Source organism: Flavobacterium sp. CFBP9031, assembly GCF_034044945.1.
In the GTDB taxonomy this organism is placed as follows: Bacteria; Bacteroidota; Bacteroidia; order Flavobacteriales; family Flavobacteriaceae; genus Flavobacterium.
The window spans coordinates 74,005-91,286 of sequence record NZ_JAXCWF010000013.1 but is presented as its reverse complement, the minus strand read 5'-3'; the positions used below and the strand labels follow the sequence as shown (position 1 = coordinate 91,286).

General features: G+C 35.3%; 12 protein-coding genes. 11 read left to right on the top strand and 1 reads right to left on the bottom strand.

Annotated elements, in window-relative coordinates; all coding sequences use genetic code 11:
• Nucleotides 1-102: 102 nt before the first annotated feature.
• The 5 genes from SOM12_RS19925 (at nucleotide 103) to SOM12_RS19905 (ending at nucleotide 7,905) form a co-directional block, all read left to right on the top strand.
• Nucleotides 103-2,151 carry a TonB-dependent receptor gene (locus SOM12_RS19925; protein WP_414655681.1) on the top strand — a complete coding sequence of 683 codons (2,049 nt, stop codon included), beginning with the start codon at nucleotides 103-105 and terminating at the stop codon, nucleotides 2,149-2,151.
• On the top strand, nucleotides 2,148-3,293 hold the full coding sequence (locus tag SOM12_RS19920) for a DUF5074 domain-containing protein (RefSeq protein WP_320495075.1): 1,146 nt from the start codon (nucleotides 2,148-2,150) through the stop codon (nucleotides 3,291-3,293). Before SOM12_RS19925 ends, SOM12_RS19920 begins: the two co-directional genes overlap by 4 nt.
• A gap of 3 nt (nucleotides 3,294-3,296) precedes the next feature.
• Nucleotides 3,297-4,493, top strand: coding sequence for a cell surface protein (locus tag SOM12_RS19915; RefSeq protein ID WP_320495074.1), 1,197 nt, complete (start codon nucleotides 3,297-3,299; stop codon nucleotides 4,491-4,493).
• A 194-nt stretch (nucleotides 4,494-4,687) separates the two neighbouring features.
• Nucleotides 4,688-6,967 (top strand): DUF5074 domain-containing protein, encoded by a 2,280-nt coding sequence (locus tag SOM12_RS19910; RefSeq protein WP_320495073.1) that lies wholly within the window; start codon nucleotides 4,688-4,690, stop codon nucleotides 6,965-6,967.
• A 299-nt stretch (nucleotides 6,968-7,266) separates the two neighbouring features.
• Nucleotides 7,267-7,905, top strand: coding sequence for an NAD(P)H-binding protein (locus SOM12_RS19905; protein WP_095927528.1), 639 nt, complete (start codon nucleotides 7,267-7,269; stop codon nucleotides 7,903-7,905).
• Between the two features lie 62 nt (nucleotides 7,906-7,967).
• Here the strand turns inward: SOM12_RS19905 and SOM12_RS19900 are convergent, their stop codons facing one another.
• On the bottom strand, nucleotides 7,968-10,250 hold the full coding sequence (locus SOM12_RS19900; RefSeq protein ID WP_320495072.1) for a cation:proton antiporter: 2,283 nt from the start codon (nucleotides 10,248-10,250) through the stop codon (nucleotides 7,968-7,970).
• A 299-nt stretch (nucleotides 10,251-10,549) separates the two neighbouring features.
• On the opposite strand from SOM12_RS19900, the gene SOM12_RS19895 reads away from it, so the two are divergent.
• The 6 genes from SOM12_RS19895 (at nucleotide 10,550) to SOM12_RS19870 (ending at nucleotide 17,278) form a co-directional block, all read left to right on the top strand.
• Entirely contained in the window at nucleotides 10,550-12,535 is a 1,986-nt protein-coding gene (locus SOM12_RS19895) for a GAF domain-containing hybrid sensor histidine kinase/response regulator (protein WP_320495071.1), read from the top strand.
• A gap of 75 nt (nucleotides 12,536-12,610) precedes the next feature.
• Nucleotides 12,611-12,976: a response regulator transcription factor gene (locus SOM12_RS19890; RefSeq protein WP_095927525.1), complete on the top strand. Its 366-nt coding sequence runs from the start codon at nucleotides 12,611-12,613 to the stop codon at nucleotides 12,974-12,976.
• Nucleotides 12,976-14,190, top strand: coding sequence for a YaiO family outer membrane beta-barrel protein (locus SOM12_RS19885; protein ID WP_320495070.1), 1,215 nt, complete (start codon nucleotides 12,976-12,978; stop codon nucleotides 14,188-14,190). The genes SOM12_RS19890 and SOM12_RS19885 overlap by 1 nt, the downstream gene beginning before the upstream one ends.
• 1 nt (nucleotide 14,191) lies before the next feature.
• A complete protein-coding gene (locus SOM12_RS19880) occupies nucleotides 14,192-15,013 on the top strand; it encodes a hypothetical protein (protein WP_320495069.1) in 822 nt (273 codons plus the stop codon).
• 12 nt (nucleotides 15,014-15,025) lie between these two features.
• The gene (locus tag SOM12_RS19875; protein ID WP_320495068.1) at nucleotides 15,026-16,456 is read left to right on the top strand and encodes a glycosyltransferase; all 1,431 of its coding nucleotides are present in this window, start codon (nucleotides 15,026-15,028) and stop codon (nucleotides 16,454-16,456) included.
• Between the two features lie 267 nt (nucleotides 16,457-16,723).
• Nucleotides 16,724-17,278, top strand: coding sequence for an NAD(P)-binding domain-containing protein (locus SOM12_RS19870; RefSeq protein ID WP_320495067.1), 555 nt, complete (start codon nucleotides 16,724-16,726; stop codon nucleotides 17,276-17,278).
• The last annotated feature ends 4 nt before the right edge of the window (nucleotides 17,279-17,282 follow it).

The following is a 17,282-nucleotide window of genomic DNA, read 5'->3' as shown; positions in this document are numbered from 1 at the left end:
ATGAAGTTGATGACAAGATAATGACCTGCTATTTAGGATAGTTGGTCTATTTCTATGTTTTATAATTATTGCATCACGTAAAGTTTATTTAATAAAATCGTGATGTATAATTTGAGTAAAACTTTATTTTCTGTTTTTTTAGTATTAGTTCCTTTTTTGCTTCATTCTCAAGCAGTGACTGATAGTTCGCGGGTTTTAAAAGAAGTTGTTTTAAAAGGAAAACCCTACCAGGAAGTGATTCCCGTACAAAGTCTTTCGGGCGTTTTGCTTGAGAATTTGGCGACTCACAATGTCGCAGATGCTCTTCGTTATTTTGCTGGAACTCAAATTAAAGATTATGGCGGAGTGGGCGGACTCAAAACGGTTGATGTTCGTAATATGGGAACGCATCATGTTGGTGTTTTCTACGACGGAATTCAGCTTGGAAATGCGCAAAACGGCGTAACCGATCTAGGAAAGTATTCGCTTGACGACATGGAATCTTTGACGATGTACAACGGTCAGAAAAGTGAAATTTTTCAATCGGCTAAAGATTTCGCTTCTGCTTCTGCGATTTATTTGCGAACCAAACGACCTGCTTTTTCAGGCAATAAGAAAACAAATCTACTGGTTCGTTACAAAACAATGTCTATTGATTATCATGATCCTTCTTTTAGATGGGAACAAAAACTAAGCGACAAAGTCAGCTTGAGTGTAAGCTCTGAATACATCAAATCAAACGGACAGTATAAATTTAGGTATAAAAGAAAAAATCAAGACGGTAGCATTGCATACGATACCACAGCAACGCGATGGAACAGCGATATTGAAGCATTCCGATTGGAATCGGGCTTGTTCGGAAAAATAAATAAAGGAACTTGGGATGCCAAAGTGTATTATTACGATTCTGAAAGAGGCGCTCCAGGTGCCATTGTAGAAAATAAGTTTCGAGATGGTTTCCGTCAATTTGATAAGAATTTTTTCGGACAGTCTTCTTTAACGAAAGACGTTTCAGAGAAATATAAATTTCAGCTAAAAGGAAAATTTGCTTACGATTACACCCATTATATAGCACGAGATACAACCAATGTTTTAGGAGAAACCGTAACAGAAGGCGTGCAATCTGATGATAGTTATTATCAGCAGGAAGCCTATTTTTCTGCAGTCAATATGTACAGCATTTTGCCCACTTGGAATGTTTCGCTATCAACCGATTTTCAATACAATAAACTAAACGCAACTAGAAGAGGCATTCAGACACAGTTTTCTTTTCCGCAGCGTTATACTGCACTTGTTTCTCTGGCAAGTTCCTATCGATATGAAGGGTTTAAAGTTTTAGGAAATGTACTCGCAACTCGCGTTATCGAAGAAGTGAAGTACAATGCCAAAGCGCCCAATAAAACCGAATTTACTCCCGCTATATTCCTAGGTTATACTCCGTTTAAAAAATACGATTTCAATTTAAGGGCATTTGCTAAACGAATTTTCAGAATGCCCACTTTCAACGATTTGTATTATACCATGATCGGTTCGAGCACTTTGAGGCCAGAATACATGAATCAGTACGATGTTGGTTTTACGTATAATTTCCCCGTAAGGGAAAGCTTTTTTGATAAATTTTCTTTTCAAGCAGATGCTTATTACACCAATACAAAAGATAAAATTATTGCCGCCCCGACAGGAAATTTGTTTCGCTGGATGATGACCAATATCGGGCAAGTAAAAGGAAAAGGAATCGAAACGGTTCTGAATATGGCAACGCATTTTAATAAGCTAAGACTAGATGCCAATTTAACCTATACGTATTCTCAAAGTCAAGATTTTACAAAGTTTGTCGGTTTAGAAATGTCTTCTTATGGCGATCAGATTCCCTACACGCCTTGGCACAGCGGATCTGGAATTTTGAATGCGGGTTATGAATCTTGGAATTTCAATTACAGCTTTATTTATGTCGGAAAACGCTACAACGGAAATGTCAATAATATTAAAGTAAATGAAGTTCAGCCTTGGTATACGCACGATTTGGCGGTTCAAAAATCTTTCACATTCAAAAATTACAAACTGAACGGAGCGATTGAAGTCAACAACGCTTTCAAGCAGCAATATGAAGTGATTTACAATTATCCGATGCCGGGAAGAACATTCAAATTTATAATCAGTTTTGAGTTATGAAAAAGAGCATTTTAAAAATAGTATTCAGTTTAAGTATTGCCATTTTTTTAGTTTCCTGCAGAGAAGACGAAACGATATTTCTTTCTTCGGATGTGAGTGTTGCAGCGCCAAGAAGCGATGGAAAGATTGAAGGTTTTTATCTTCTAAACGAAGGTAATATGGGAATGAACCGTGCGAGTTTGGATGTTTTCAATTACAGAACAGGAAATTACACCACAGATGTGTATTCAGAACGAAATCCTTCGGTTGTAAAAGAATTGGGAGATGTTGGAAACGACATTAAAATCTACGGAAATAAGGTTTATGCGGTCATTAATTGTTCTAACAAAGTAGAAGTTTTAGAAAAATGGACAGCAAAACGAATCAAGAAAATCGATATTCCAAATTGCCGTTACGTGGCTTTTTATAAAGACAAAGCGTATGTGAGTTCGTATTCTGGACCTGTTGCAATAAATCCGAATGCTGAAATTGGTTTTGTTGCAGAAATTGACACGACTTCATTAGAAATAAAAAGAAAAGTAACGGTTGGTTATCAGCCCGAACAAATGGTCGTTCATAACGGAAAATTGTATGTCGCCAATTCTGGCGGTTACAGAGTTCCAAATTATGACAGAACAGTTTCTGTAATTGATTTGAAAACATTTACAGAGATTAAAAAAATCGATGTTGGAATAAATTTATACAGCATGCAGATTGACAGCCGAGGCGATATTTATGTGAGTTCGCGAGGCGATTATTACAACACGCCATCTAATCTTTTTGTTATTGATACGCAGACAGATGAAAAGAAAATGCAACTCGATATTCCGGTTTCTGGAACTTGTCTCGTTAACGATTTATTGTATTACTATAGTGTTTCTTGGAGCTATCTAACGGGAACCAATAAAGTGAGTTACGGAATTTTGGACACCAAAACTAAAAAAGTAATTACAGACCAAATTATCACAGACGGAACCGACAAACAAATCATGATTCCGTACGGACTTCAAGTCAATCCAGAAACCAAAGAAATCTACATTACCGACGCTCAAAACTATGTAGTAACAGGTTATATCTACTGTTTTACACCCGACGGAAAATTAAAATGGAAAACTACCGCTGGAAATATTCCCGCTCATATTGCTTTTATAACTAAAAATTAAAAAATGTCGAACAAAAACCTTTTCAAAATCGCTTTGTTTTCAATTCTCTTTTTGGGATTTGTTGCCTGCGATAAAGACAACGAAGAAGATTTGCTTCCTGCAGAAGTGCTGAAAGAATCGTATACAATTGACCGTTTTAAAGTGTTGAATATTGCTACAGCTCTTCCAAATACTGCAAAACTGACTTGGAGTATCAACGATTCTATTCTTTCAGAAAATGCAGATTTAGATTTTATTAGTCCTTTTCAAAAAAATTATCTGCTGACTTTAAAAGTAGAAATTAATGGAGAATCAAAAGTCTACAATTCTTCAATTAATGTGATCAAAGAAACGGGAACTTACAGTAAATATATTTCTAATGTACTTGATTTTCGTCCAGCAGTTGGGCAGTTTACTAATGAAATTCCGCAATATGTAGCAGGAAATACAGAAGCCAACATCATTGCAGCTGCGAAAAAAGCAATTGTGGGTTCAAATACGTCTATGATTTCGCTTGGTGGTTTTGGCGGTTATGTAGTTTTTGGTTTCGATCATACGATTCCGAATAGGAGCGGTCGCGATTTTAAGATTTTAGGGAATGCTTTTTGGGGAAATGAAGCCAACGAAGCGCGCGCAGGATCGTGTGAACCCGGAATTATTATGGTGGCTTATGACAAAAATAAAAATGGCAAACCAGATGAAGACGAATGGTATGAAATTGCTGGAAGCGAATATTTTAAGAGCACTACAATAAAAAACTACGAGATCACTTATTTTAAACCAGATGCCAATAAAGAACCTGTTACAGGAAATGAATTTTGGCAATTTGATACAGAATATATTAAATGGCAGGATAATGCTGGGCAATCTGGTTATAAAGTGCAGAATGTATTTCATAATCAAAATTATTATCCGCTTTGGATTGCCGACGCTTCTTATACTTTGAAAGGAACCAAAATCGCAGATAATTTCTACGATCAAAGTGGCGAAGGCTCGTATTGGGTAGGCAAATCGTTTGAATTTGGCTATGCCGATAATGCGCCAAATAACGATGAAGCTTCAAATATTGACATTTCTTGGGCAGTAGATAAAAACGGAAAATATGTCAAACTTCCCGGAATTGATTTCGTAAAAGTTTACACTGCAATTAATCAGGAAGCAGGTTGGCTTGGAGAAGTTTCTACAGAAGTTTCTGGGGCTTATGACTTACATCTTAACTAATTTTTTAAACACATAGAAACATAGTTTTTTAGCTACGTGATTAGAAACTAAAAAGGCGTTTCACTTTGTTTAAAAACACATAGCTATGTGTTAGAAACTAGTTTCTTTTTTCTATTCTTTTCGATGAAATAAAATCTATGTCTCTATGTGTTTTAAAAAAAAATATTAACACAACATTTAAAAATCAATAAATTATGAAGAAAAATTACTTTATAGTCATCATGTTGTTTTTTGCATTTCTAACCAATGCACAGATAACAGTGCAGGGCGTTCCTAGAAATGATATTAAATCAAAAACGGTAAGGCAAAAACAAGTAACGGCAAAAAGCGCCAATGCAAACACTTTTGCAGATATTCAGTTTTGGGTTGGAAGTGGATCTAATCAGGCCGCATTTGTGGTGCAGTGGAATGACGGTAAAACTGCTGACGCTTTGGTTTGGGGTTTTAAATGGAATGGAACTGCAACAGGAGAAGATATGGTTAAAGCCATTGCAAAGGCCGATCCGCGTTTCTTTGCTTTACTTAGACAAGGAACTCAGTATGGATCTGCAATTGGCGGGTTAGGTTTCGATTTGAATGGAACAGGTACAAACGGACTTTATAAAGATGGAGATAAAAAATATCCCTATTATCCTTTTGATGGTCTTATTAATACTAGCGAATACGATTTTGATTCTTATACAAGCATCGATCCCAATGATCATTGGCAGTCAGGATGGATGGTAGGATATTGGACTTATTGGGTTAAAGATCCAACAGATGCCGATTATAATTATTCTGGTGTTGGAGCTTCTACTCGTGAACTCCAAAATGGTTCTTGGGATGTCTGGAATTTTAAACCCAATATGGAAACGTTTGATATTGCTGCAACTTTTACTCCAGTTACTCCTTATTCTAAAACAATAGATTTTACTAAAGGCTATTTCATGGTAAACGAAGAATGGTTTGGCCACACTAATGGATCTGTAAATTTTGTCAGCAATGATGGAAAAATTAATTATAGAGTTTATAGCGATGTAAATGAAAATAAAGCTTTTGGCGCAACTACACAGTACGGAACGATTTACGGAGATAAGTTTTATTTTGTTTCTAAACAAGCGGCAGATGGAGGAGATACACACTATACGCCAGGTGGAAGATTGGTTGTTGCCGATGCTTTAACCATGGAAAAAATTGCTGGATTTGATAACATTGGAGGAGGAGACGGTCGTTCTTTCCTTGGTGTTGATGAAAAAACAGGATATATAGGTGCTTCAAACGGAATTTTTCTTTTTGATATTGCCAATATGAAAGTTGGAAGCTTGATTGCAGGAACAGATGGCGGAAGTCAGTACTTGGGACAAATCGGGAATATGATTCGTACTTCGCAATATGTTTTTGCTGTAAAACAGAGCGCAGGAATTTTAGTTATTGATCCTAAAACAAATACTGTTGTCAAAACTATTACTGGAGTCTTCAATTCGGTTACGCAAGCTAAAGATGGAAGTGTTTGGGGAATTCAAGACCAGAAATTGATTAATATTGATGCAAAAACTTTTGCAACCACAGAATATGCGATTCCAACAACTAAATATCAAGGTTCTTGGGGAGCTTGGAATGCAGGAAGTTTTACTTATAGCAATAAAGAAAATGCATTGTATTGGAACAATGGTGCAAACAGTTATGTTAGTGGAATTAAAATTGTAAAGTTTGATATTGCAACGAAAACATTCAATGAAAATTTTGCTACAATTCCTGGACAAACAGGAACGTACAAACAGATTGTGTACGGTGCTGGATTGCGTATTGATCCAGTTTCTGGTAACTTAATTGTAAACACAACAGAAAGCGGATTTGGAGCGCATTATCAAAAAAACTGGGTTCATACTTACGATACTACAGGGCAATTGATTGATACTGAAACTCTAAACGATTATTATTGGTTTCCTGCTATGACGGTATTTCCTGATAATGCAGCGCCAGTTGTCAATGCAATTTTACCTTCACAAGTTTCAGTGTTAAGTCCAACAATTATTGATTTGAAAACGGTGGTTTCAGATGAAGACAATATTTCGGCGGCGATTGTAAAAACGATAAAATCAAATAGTGATGAAAATATTGTTTTAGCAGAAATTAATGCTAACGAAGAATTGGTTTTAACTCCAAAGAATCCAGGAACAGCAACAGTTGTAGTTAGTTTTAATTCTAACGGAAAAGTGGTCGAAAAATCGATTTCAGTTAATACATCGACTTTAGGAAGAGATGAATTCACGAAAGTGCACTTGTCTATTTATCCAAATCCAGTTTCAGATTATCTGAATATCAGTAGTGAAGAGGAAGTTATTGATGTTGTAATTTATGATGTTAATGGAAGAACCATTAATACTAGAATTAACAACAATCAAATTGATGTAAGTAATTTTGCCAAAGGTTTTTACATTATCAATATTGCAACAGACAAAGCAAAGTATACACAGAAATTTATTAAAAGATAAAATTTAGAATTGCAATAATTTGAGGCTGTCACTTTGGTGACAGCCTTTTTTTTATAAATGCTCCTGAGCAAAAACATATTTACAGCAAAGAAGCATAACCAATGGTTTCGACCGTTTAAAAGCAAAGAAAAACCAAGCACAATACGTTTTTTAATGCTTTGGAGAAGCATAATATTTATAGCAAATAGAATAACCAAAGAAAACGCTCCGTAGGAGCGAAATATTGGTAGACGACATATTGGTAGACGTTTTTTTCAATAAAAAGATCATTATATTTACCATACAAAATTCCGAACATTATGAAAGCATTGGTAATTGGAGCTACAGGCGCGACGGGAAAAGAATTGGTTAATCTTCTTTTAGAAAGTAGTGATTATTCAGAAGTCTCCATTTTTGTGCGACGTCCAACAGGAAAATCACATTCAAAATTGACAGAACACGTTGTTGATTTTTCAGATGTAAATTCGTTTCGGGAATTAATTACGGGCGATGTTCTTTTTTCTTGCATTGGAACAACTTTAAAAGATGCGGGCTCAAAAGAGAAGCAATGGAAAATTGACTATGATATTCCTGCTGATTTTGCAACCACTGCAAAACAAAACAATGTAAATTCATTGGTTTTGGTGTCTTCTTACGGAGCTTCGGCAAAAAGCAATGTATATTATTCGATGATGAAAGGAAAACTAGAAGATTATCTTCAGGAGCTTCATTTTCCTCAATATATTATTTTCAGGCCCGGACCTTTAATTCGAGAAAATACAGATCGTTTGGGCGAAAAGATTTCAGTAAAAGTCATTAAATTCTTCAACGCCATCGGACTTTTTAAAAACCTGAAACCAATCACAACTGCATTTTTAGCTCAAAAATTAGTAAAAGCTCCAAAATCGCTTCCATCAGGAAATACAACACTTGAACTTGACAGAATTATTAGTTTATAAGTGAAATGTGAAATGTTAAAAGTAATGATTTACATTTCACAATTCACATTTCACAAAAAAAGCTATTTTTTATCTTCAGAAAGAATTAAAGTGGAAGGTATATTAGCCAGCCAAGGACTTTTATTCTCTACTAAATGTTTCCATCCATCAATAGAAATCAGCATAAGATCTTGCTGGTCAAGAAAATCTTTTTCAATAGATTGTTCTTTTCTTAGAGTCAGCTGGTTTGGAGCTACTTGTTCCATTAGCCTAATTTTTTCTTTCGTGTCCAGATCGGCCATAATTTTACCTTCGACATCCAAAATTTCAATTCTCGCATTGATATTCTGAATAAATTTCTGAACGTAGTTCTGAATAAAACTCCAATCTTTTAAACTAAAAAGCGGAATAAAAATCGTGTTGATGTCGGCTAAATCCTTGTCAATTAAAACTCCAACCGGAATATGAGATTTTGCAATAATTTGTCTTGTTCCGTCATCAAAAGGAGCAGATTCTAAAATGTTTTCCTTTCCCGTTACGGTATTCAATATATTTTCAGGATTAATAATTCGAGTTGTAAATCCGAGTACGCGTCCTAATAAACTTCCTTGATAGATAGATTGCCCAATTCCAACCAATAATAAATCATGTTTGCTTTTGTTGGCAACATTTACAATCTCGTTATCAATATCAGAAGATGCCTTAAACATAGTAGTGATATTTCGGTTTAAAGCAACAGATTCTTCCACAATATCTTTAAACTTTTCGTCTTCATAAACGTCTGTGTTGTAGTGGTGTAATTCTTCTGTAGGAAGAAAATGCATGGCTGTAATTTCAGAACTTTCAGAACGTTTATTGGTTAATCCGTCGGCAACTTTAAGTAAAGCCCTTCCAGATTCTGGTCTGTCAAAAGACAATAAAATTCGGTACTTGTTTTTTAATGCAAGATCTTCTTCGGTTTCCTGTTTGCTAGATCTAAAAAGCCAATTGATTAAATCTAATGTTGGTCCCGTCATAAACGTGGTAGCCAGCGCCATAATAACAAACATAGAGAACAATTCTGGACTTAAAACACCCAGATCGTAACCAATATTTAAAGCCACTAATTCTGTTAAACCTCTTGTATTCATCAAAGCTCCAATCGATAAACTGTCTTTCCAGTTTTGCCCCACAAATCTTGCTGCAAGCGCACTGCTGACAAATTTACCTATAACAGCCACTGCAAAAATTAATCCTGCAATTTTCCATAAATAAGGTTCGTTCAATAAACCAATTTGCGTTCTTAAACCAGTAAAAACAAAGAATAATGGCAATAAAAGTACAAGCGCAACGTCTTCCACTTTTTCGATAAATAGATTTCTGAATCTAATATTTTCAGGCATGATGGCTCCAGCAATAAAAGCTCCAAATAAAGCATGGATTCCGATAACTTCTGTTAAGTAAGAAGAAACCACAAGCGTTAAAAAGAAAATGGCAACAATGGGTTTGCTTAATTTTTCGCTTGTTGCATACAAATCTCCGATTCTTTTAAGGAACGGACGAACCACTTTAATCATTAAGAAAACATATCCTAAAGTCAAAACAACCGTGTATATAGCACTTCCAAAAGAACCCGCTTTTACAATTGCAATTACAACCGCAAGAATACACCATGCCGTAATATCATCGGCAGCGGCACAGGTAATTACGATCGTTCCTAATTTTGTTTTATGAATGCCGCGTTCCTGCACAATTCTGGCAAGCACCGGAAAAGCTGTGATACTCATCGCGATTCCGGCAAACAAACCAAAAGATGTGAATTGTACATCTGCGGGGGCAAACTCGTCATAGATAAAATACGCCAGTCCCATTCCTAAAACAAACGGAATGATAATACTTGCGTGACTTATCACTACAGCATCGTGGGCTTTGTTTCTCAAAATCTTCATATCGATTTCCATTCCCACGATATACATGAAAAGGATTAAACCAATCTGGCTTAAGAACTGAAGATTTCCAAGTGATTCCGCAGGAAATAAAGCGGCAGAAAACTCAGGAAGATACATTCCGATTAAAGAAGGACCCATCACAATTCCCGCAATCATTTCTCCGATTACGGCAGGCTGTTTTATTTTAATGCAAATCCATCCAAAAATACGGGCAACAAAGATAATTGTAACAATCTGCGCCAATAAAAGCGCTAAAGGATGGTGCAGATTTTTTATAAGAGAATCGAGAAACTCGCTCCATTGGCTTTTGTCAGATGTTGGGATTTTAAGATTTCGGCCTGTTTCCAGTTTTACGCCTAACAAAATAATCCAATACATTAGAACAGAGAATCCTCCAATAACTCCAACGTAAAAAATACTGTTTCTTAAATTTTTCATTTATTTTAATTTTTTGCTCTTCGCAACGACGTTATTTTCTTGTGATAAAGGTAGAAAAAAGGCTTTTTTGAAGAGATTAGTTGATAAAATCAGGGCAATTTTATAACAAAATCAGCATTCGCCCAATAGGGGATATTCAATTTTGTAATGACCAAGAAAAAATTTGTAATGAAATAAAAAAAGGAAGATTTGACCGATGAAAACTACTATACTTAAAGTCGTTTTTTTAGAAAAGTCGAGATAATGCAAGGGTCTTAGACTAAATTGCCTTACCTTTATGCCTTTACCACTTGAATAAAATGAATAAAGATTATCCAATTCCAGATAACGAACTTCAACGTTTAGCTGCCCTAAAACGTTATAATATACTCGACTCGCTTCCAGATGATGCCTTTGATGATGCTACAAAGCTTGTTGCTTATATCTGCGGTGTGCCAATTGCCCATATTTCTTTTATTGATGAAAATAGGCAATGGTTCAAATCTGAAATTGGAATAGGAGTTTCTGAAGTTCCTCGCGAAATCACTTTTTGCAATTACACTATTTTAGACACAAAAATTCTAGAAATCAGCGATACGCATGTCAATGAAACATTCAAAGACGATCCCAATGTAACGGGCGGATTTAATGTTCGTTTTTATGCAGGTGTACCGCTTACAACGCCCGATGGCTATAATATCGGGACTTTGTGTGCAGTTGATCATGTCGTAAAAGAATTGAATGAAAATCAGCGTAATGCACTTTCTATCGTAGCAAAACACGTTATCGCACAGCTCGAATTAGGCACAAAAAACCATCAATTATATACGCAACGAAAAATTGCCGAACGTGCTGTTCTGGCAAGAGACAGTTTTTTGGCCAATATGAGCCATGAAATCAGAACGCCTTTAAATGCTATTATTGGTTTTACAGATTTGCTTGCACAGACAGAACTCGATGATACACAGCGCGATTATATCGAAAGTGTGCAGATTGCAGGCGAAAATTTACTTCTGATTGTAAATGATATTTTGGATCTTTCAAAAATTGAATCGGGAAATTTACCAATCGAAGCTGAATCTTTTAATTTAAAGAAAACGCTCAAACACGTCTACAATTTACTGAAAGTAAAAGTGCAGAAAGAGGTGGAGTTTAATCTTTTTTTGGATGCCGAAATGCCAGATTTGGTTATTGGAGATCAAGGAAGACTTAATCAAATATTGGTAAATCTTATTGGGAATGCGTTGAAATTTACAAATGAAGGAGAAGTAACCGTTTCGGTAAAGAAAATAGACGAAACAGAAGACAGTTATTCGCTTAAATTTTCTGTAAAAGATACTGGAATCGGAATCCCGAAAGATAAACTTGCAACTATTTTTGAGCGCTTTACACAAGGCGAAGAAAGTACTACACGAACATTTGGCGGTACCGGACTTGGATTGAATATTGTGAAACAGCTGGTTGAATTGCAGAAAGGAGAGGTTCACGTAAAAAGTACTTTAAATCGCGGTTCTGAGTTTTTCTTTACCCTTTCGTACAAAAAGTCAAATTTTGAAGAGACCGCAGTAAAAACGGTTTCTAAAAATGATTTAGGAAATCTTAAAATACTGCTTTGCGAAGACAATGTTTTAAACCAAAAGCTTGCAAAAAGCGTAATTAATAATTTTGGTTTTGATTTGGATATTGCGCAAAATGGCGAAGAAGGCATCGAACTTTTGTCTCAAAACGAATATGATTTGGTTTTAATGGATTTACAGATGCCTGTTAAAGATGGTTATCAAACCACAGAATACATTCGAAACGAGATGAATTCCAGTATTCCAATTATTGCCATGACGGCACATTCTCTGGTAGGTGAGCAGGAGCGATGCTACAAAGTAGGAATGAATGCTTATGTGCCAAAACCGTTTAAACAGTCTGTTCTTTTAAAAGCGATAAAAACAGTAATGACGCCAGACCACAATGTGACTCATAAGAGAATTATTGATATGTCTTTTTTGGATGAAATGTCTGGAGGTGATTCTGAATTTAGAAAAGATATGATAAATCTTTTTATAGAAAAAATTCCAAGTCAGGTGTCACAGTTAGATGAAGCATTTAAGAATACAGATTATGAAAATGTAAAAAAACTAGCGCATAATATGAAATCAAGCATGGATATATTTATGCTCCAGGATTTGAGCAATTGTCTGTCGATTATCGAAGTAGAAGCGTCATCTGGCGAATTTACTGCGGAAACATTAGATAAAGTGAATATTTTTCACTGCGGAATTGAAGAAGTCGTTAAAATTTTAAAAGAGCTATGATATAAAAGAAATATGCAGTAGCTTTATAAATAAGAAGTTATAATTTTGAATATCCCCCAGATAAAAAAATAAAAAATGAGAATTATTGTAGCCGAAGATAATGATATCCTACGCAAATCGTTATCTTTTTTCTTAGAGTCGAAAGGATTTAATGTTGACCAGTTTTCTGATGGTAAAGAGGCGTTGGACGCGATCGAAAAAGAAAACTACGACTTAATATTGACTGATATAAACATGCCGGGTGTTAGCGGAATGGAAATTACGCAACACGTCAGAGAGAACCTTAAATCTGATACTCCTGTTATTATATTGACTTCTTCGGGAGTTGAGCAGACCGAGCTTGACTCTTTTGATATTGGGGCAAACGAATTTATTGCCAAGCCAGTAAGTCCGGCTGTACTTTTAGTGAGAATTAATAAACTACTAAAAACCCGAATCTGATGAAGTTTATTTATTATTCTATTTTCCTGCTTTTTATTTCTTCTGTTGCAATTGGACAAGAAATCAATATAGACGAGGCTTTGGCCAATGTGAAGCGCGAAGTCGAAAAAGAAAATTACGATAAAGCTTTATCGATTATAGAACCTCTGCGCGCCAAATATCCTGAAAATGAAGATATACAGATCTACACAGGACGCATTTACAGCTGGAAAAAAGAATATAAAACCGCTATCAAAATTTTGTCTCCAATGGCGGACAGAAATAATCCAAACCCAGAAGCGTTACAGGCACTTCTAAATGTCTATTTTTGGACAGAAGATTATGAAAAATGCATTTCGTATTGCGATAAATATCTGGCCATTGATCCAAAATCGGTTGATGTTTTAAAGATTAAAGTCACTTGTCTAGAGAAATTAAACCGCGATCAGGAAGCTTTAGATTTAATAGAAAAAGCATCTTACATTGATAATAGCACGCAGGCTTTCAGAGGAATCCGTACGCTTATTGGACGCAAAGCAAAAAATGCCGTTTCGTTTTCTTATCTTAATATTTCAACCTCAGATCCTGGACAATCTCCATTTCATTATGGATATGCAGAGTATTCGCATAAATTCAGCAAATCGGCAATTGTAGGAAGGGCTAATATTGGAAATGTGAGCAATGAAACCCAGATGTTATTTGAAACCGATTTCTATCAGACCTTTTCAAACAAAAGCTATTTGTATGCAAACGCTGGTGTATCAACAGGAGAAACTATATTTCCTGTAGCCAAAGCTGGTTTAGAATATTATTTTAAGCCACAGAAACATTTTGATTTTTCGCTTGGTGCAAGATTTATGCATTTTGATACCGACGATATTACGCTGCTTACCGGACAAGTGGCCTATAACGCCGGAATTTATAGTTTTGCTTACAGACCTTATTATGATACTTCGAACGAATTGTTTTCTCATGTTTTAAGCGTACAGCGCGTAAACGAAGAAAAAGAACGTCTTATTAGACTGGAGTTGCAATACGGAAACGTTCCTTATTTGTATCTGTACAATAATTTTACACAACCTCTAAAAGCGTATAGAATTGGAATTCAGTATCAGCATCGTTTTGGCGATTCGTTTTTTGTACGCCCGATTTTCCTTTATGAAGATGAGGAATATGCACCTGGAGAATATAGAAACAAGTTTAATGTGCAGTTAATTGTAACAAAACGTTTTTAATATGACTGAAATCTGGGAACTATATAAGCAAGGTCAGTGGGAAGTGCCTTTTCTTACTTTCTCGATTTATCTGTTCATAGTGGCTTCACTTATTCTATATCTTGTTATTGTTGCCAGCAGAAACGGTAAAATAAAACGAGAACGCCTTAGTAAAGAATATAGTACAATAATAGACAAAATAATGTCGGCTGTTATTTTTGAAGATGTTCCTTTTGAAGAAGTAAAGAAAGACAAAAATTTCCTAGTTCTTTTTGACACTTCTTTTTTCAGAGAAGTTTTGACAGAATCTCTTATCAATCTGCATAAAAACTATGAAGGTATTTATGCTCAAAAATTAGAGCAGTTTTATAAAGATTCTGGATTGATAAAAGATTCATTCAAAAAATTGAAGAGCCTGAAATGGGAGGTAAAATGTAAAGGAATCACCGAACTGGCAGAGTTTAATATCAATGAAGCTTTTGATCAGATTATTGTTTATTCTAAAGCCAGAAAGAAAACATTAAAAATCGTAGCAATCAATGCAGCTATTAAACTTGAAGGCACTGAAAGCATAAAATATCTTGTAGAACATTCAGATCCTATAGACGATTGGATGCAGCTGAATATTATTGGAGCTTTCAAAAAACATGATATTGGCGATACAGAAGGAATCGAGCATTTATTGGAATCACAAAATATGACAGTGGTTACACTTGGGTTAAAACTGATAAAAGAGCTCAAATTGTCTCAAAAAGTTCCTCATGTAGCGCAATTGGCAGCTCAGACAACCAATACCATCATTAAGTACGAAGCCCAGAGTATTTTGCAGACCTTAACAGCATAATCTTATAAGAAAATGACTTTTTTTAATACTGAAATAACGTGGTTTTTGGATGTGTATATACTCCTTATATTGGGTTACGCCATACTAATAATGTCTTCTTATTTAATGTTGGCTTATCTTTCTACAAAAGAGCTTAGAAAATACCTTAAACGAAACAGTTTTGTAGATTATGATGTTTTGTTAACCAGCGAGTTTGCGCCAAAACTTTCGCTTATAGCGCCTGCGTATAACGAAGGTTTAACTATTGAAGAAAATGTAAAATCGCTGCTTTCGCTGAATTACAACAATTATCAGGTTATTGTGGTAAACGACGGAAGTAAAGACAATTCGATGGAAATCTTAACCAAAACCTACGATTTGGTTTTGACTGATTTGGATTTTCATCCGCAAATTGAGACTAAAAAAATCAGAGGAATTTACACTTCCAAAAATGCTGCTTTCAAAAAACTGATTGTCGTTGACAAAGAAAATGGTGGTAAAGCCGATGCCTTAAATGTCGGACTTAATATTGCCCAAAATCCTTACGTAGTTTGTATTGATGTTGATTGTATCTTAGATAAAGATTCACTTTTAAAACTCGCAAAACCATTTTTAGAATCGTACGGAAAACGAATTATCGCGACTGGAGGAGTAGTACGAATTGCCAATCAATGCGTGATTAAAAACGGACGCTTGGTCGAAGTAAACGTTCCAGATGTAATGCTGTCGAGAATTCAGGTTTTAGAATATTTAAGAGCCTTTCTTTTAGGACGAATGGCTTGGGGAAAACTAGATGGTTTATTGCTTATCAGTGGTGCTTTTGGAGCTTTTGATAAAGAAATCGCCATTCTTTCTGGAGGTTACAGTACCAAAACGGTTGGAGAAGACATGGAACTTATTGTCAGAATGCGCCGTTATATGCTTGATAATAAACTGCCTTACTCGGTAAGTTATATTCCAGATCCGCTTTGTTGGACCGAAGCGCCTGAGGATTTTAAAATATTCAAAAAACAGCGCTCCCGCTGGATGAGAGGAACAATAGAAACATTAAGTATTCACCGCGGAATGTTCTTAAATCCAAAATACAAATTACTGGGAATGCTAAGTGTGCCGTATTGGACTTTGTTTGAATTTCTGGCTCCTGCAATAGAATTTATTGGTTTGGTCATAACCGCTGTATTTATAGTATTCGGTTTGCTAAACTGGCATTTTTTCTTTTTACTGCTGCTTTTTGTGTATACATTTGCAGTGTTCTTTTCGGTTATCGCTTTGTACAGCGAAGAAAAAACCTATCATAAATACCCCAAACAGGCCGATTTTTTCAAATTACTGATCGCCGCTTTTATTGAACCGTTTTATTTTCATCCGTTGACAGTTTATGCAGCATTAATTGGTTATAAAGAAAAAATGATGGGAACCAAAGGCTGGGGAGAAATGACCAGAAAGGGGTTTACTAAGAAATAATGAAAATGACAAAGAAGATTTTAATAGTAGGTGATCTCATTACGCTTAAAAAAAAAATCTTCCTTTTGATTAGTAACGTAAAAGATGAACTGCTATTTTTGGCATCTGATTAAATTATAGAATAAACTTAGCAAAGATAAATCACAATTTGAGGTTTGTAGTTTTAAATCTACAACGTTGTAGATTTATTGGCACAGTAAAAAAAGCCTTGTAGTACTTTGCAATGCTATATTTACGTTATAAGGTTAAAAGCAAAGTACAAAACGTATGAAGGTAGGGGTAATTGGTTTATGTAGTTTTATAATGGATTTTGTGAACCGTGCGATCGGGGCTGGGCATCAGGTTTTATTAAGTTCTACCCGCGAAAATCGTCAGTTTAAAGATATGGCTGAGACTTTGGGAAAGAATGTAAAATTGGTAAGCAAAGACGAAGCCGCAAAAGCCAGCATTTTGATAGTGTTTATTCCGCGTGAAGATGTTGGATTGTTCCTGACAGATTTGCCAGATATGAACGAAAAAGTAATCATATACGAGAGCAATCCTATTTTTAGTTTAGAATGCTTGAAGCCAAATTCAAAATCATCACCTGAAATTATTGTTTCTCTTTTGCCGGAAGCTCATGCTATAAGAGTGCTTAATATCGTTAATCCAGAAGTGTTTTCTGCAATAAACCAAAAGCAGAATGCTGATGAAATATTTTATACTGGATTGAATAAACAGGCAAAGAATAAAGTCAAAACATTTTTTAAAAGCCTAAATCTCGTAGGAGTAGATTTTGAAGAATTGTACCAACTTCCAGTGCATTCCTGTTTCCTGAATTAAAGAG

Coding starts and splice junctions, on each gene's coding strand:
- SOM12_RS19890 (WP_095927525.1), top strand. CDS start 12,611: ATGAGAATTATTGTAGCCGAAGATAATGATATCCTACGCAAATCGTTA.
- SOM12_RS19905 (WP_095927528.1), top strand. CDS start 7,267: ATGAAAGCATTGGTAATTGGAGCTACAGGCGCGACGGGAAAAGAATTG.
- SOM12_RS19900 (WP_320495072.1), bottom strand. CDS start 10,250: ATGAAAAATTTAAGAAACAGTATTTTTTACGTTGGAGTTATTGGAGGA.
- SOM12_RS19885 (WP_320495070.1), top strand. CDS start 12,976: ATGAAGTTTATTTATTATTCTATTTTCCTGCTTTTTATTTCTTCTGTT.
- SOM12_RS19895 (WP_320495071.1), top strand. CDS start 10,550: ATGAATAAAGATTATCCAATTCCAGATAACGAACTTCAACGTTTAGCT.
- SOM12_RS19880 (WP_320495069.1), top strand. CDS start 14,192: ATGACTGAAATCTGGGAACTATATAAGCAAGGTCAGTGGGAAGTGCCT.
- SOM12_RS19920 (WP_320495075.1), top strand. CDS start 2,148: ATGAAAAAGAGCATTTTAAAAATAGTATTCAGTTTAAGTATTGCCATT.
- SOM12_RS19925 (WP_414655681.1), top strand. CDS start 103: ATGTATAATTTGAGTAAAACTTTATTTTCTGTTTTTTTAGTATTAGTT.
- SOM12_RS19870 (WP_320495067.1), top strand. CDS start 16,724: ATGAAGGTAGGGGTAATTGGTTTATGTAGTTTTATAATGGATTTTGTG.
- SOM12_RS19875 (WP_320495068.1), top strand. CDS start 15,026: ATGACTTTTTTTAATACTGAAATAACGTGGTTTTTGGATGTGTATATA.
- SOM12_RS19915 (WP_320495074.1), top strand. CDS start 3,297: ATGTCGAACAAAAACCTTTTCAAAATCGCTTTGTTTTCAATTCTCTTT.
- SOM12_RS19910 (WP_320495073.1), top strand. CDS start 4,688: ATGAAGAAAAATTACTTTATAGTCATCATGTTGTTTTTTGCATTTCTA.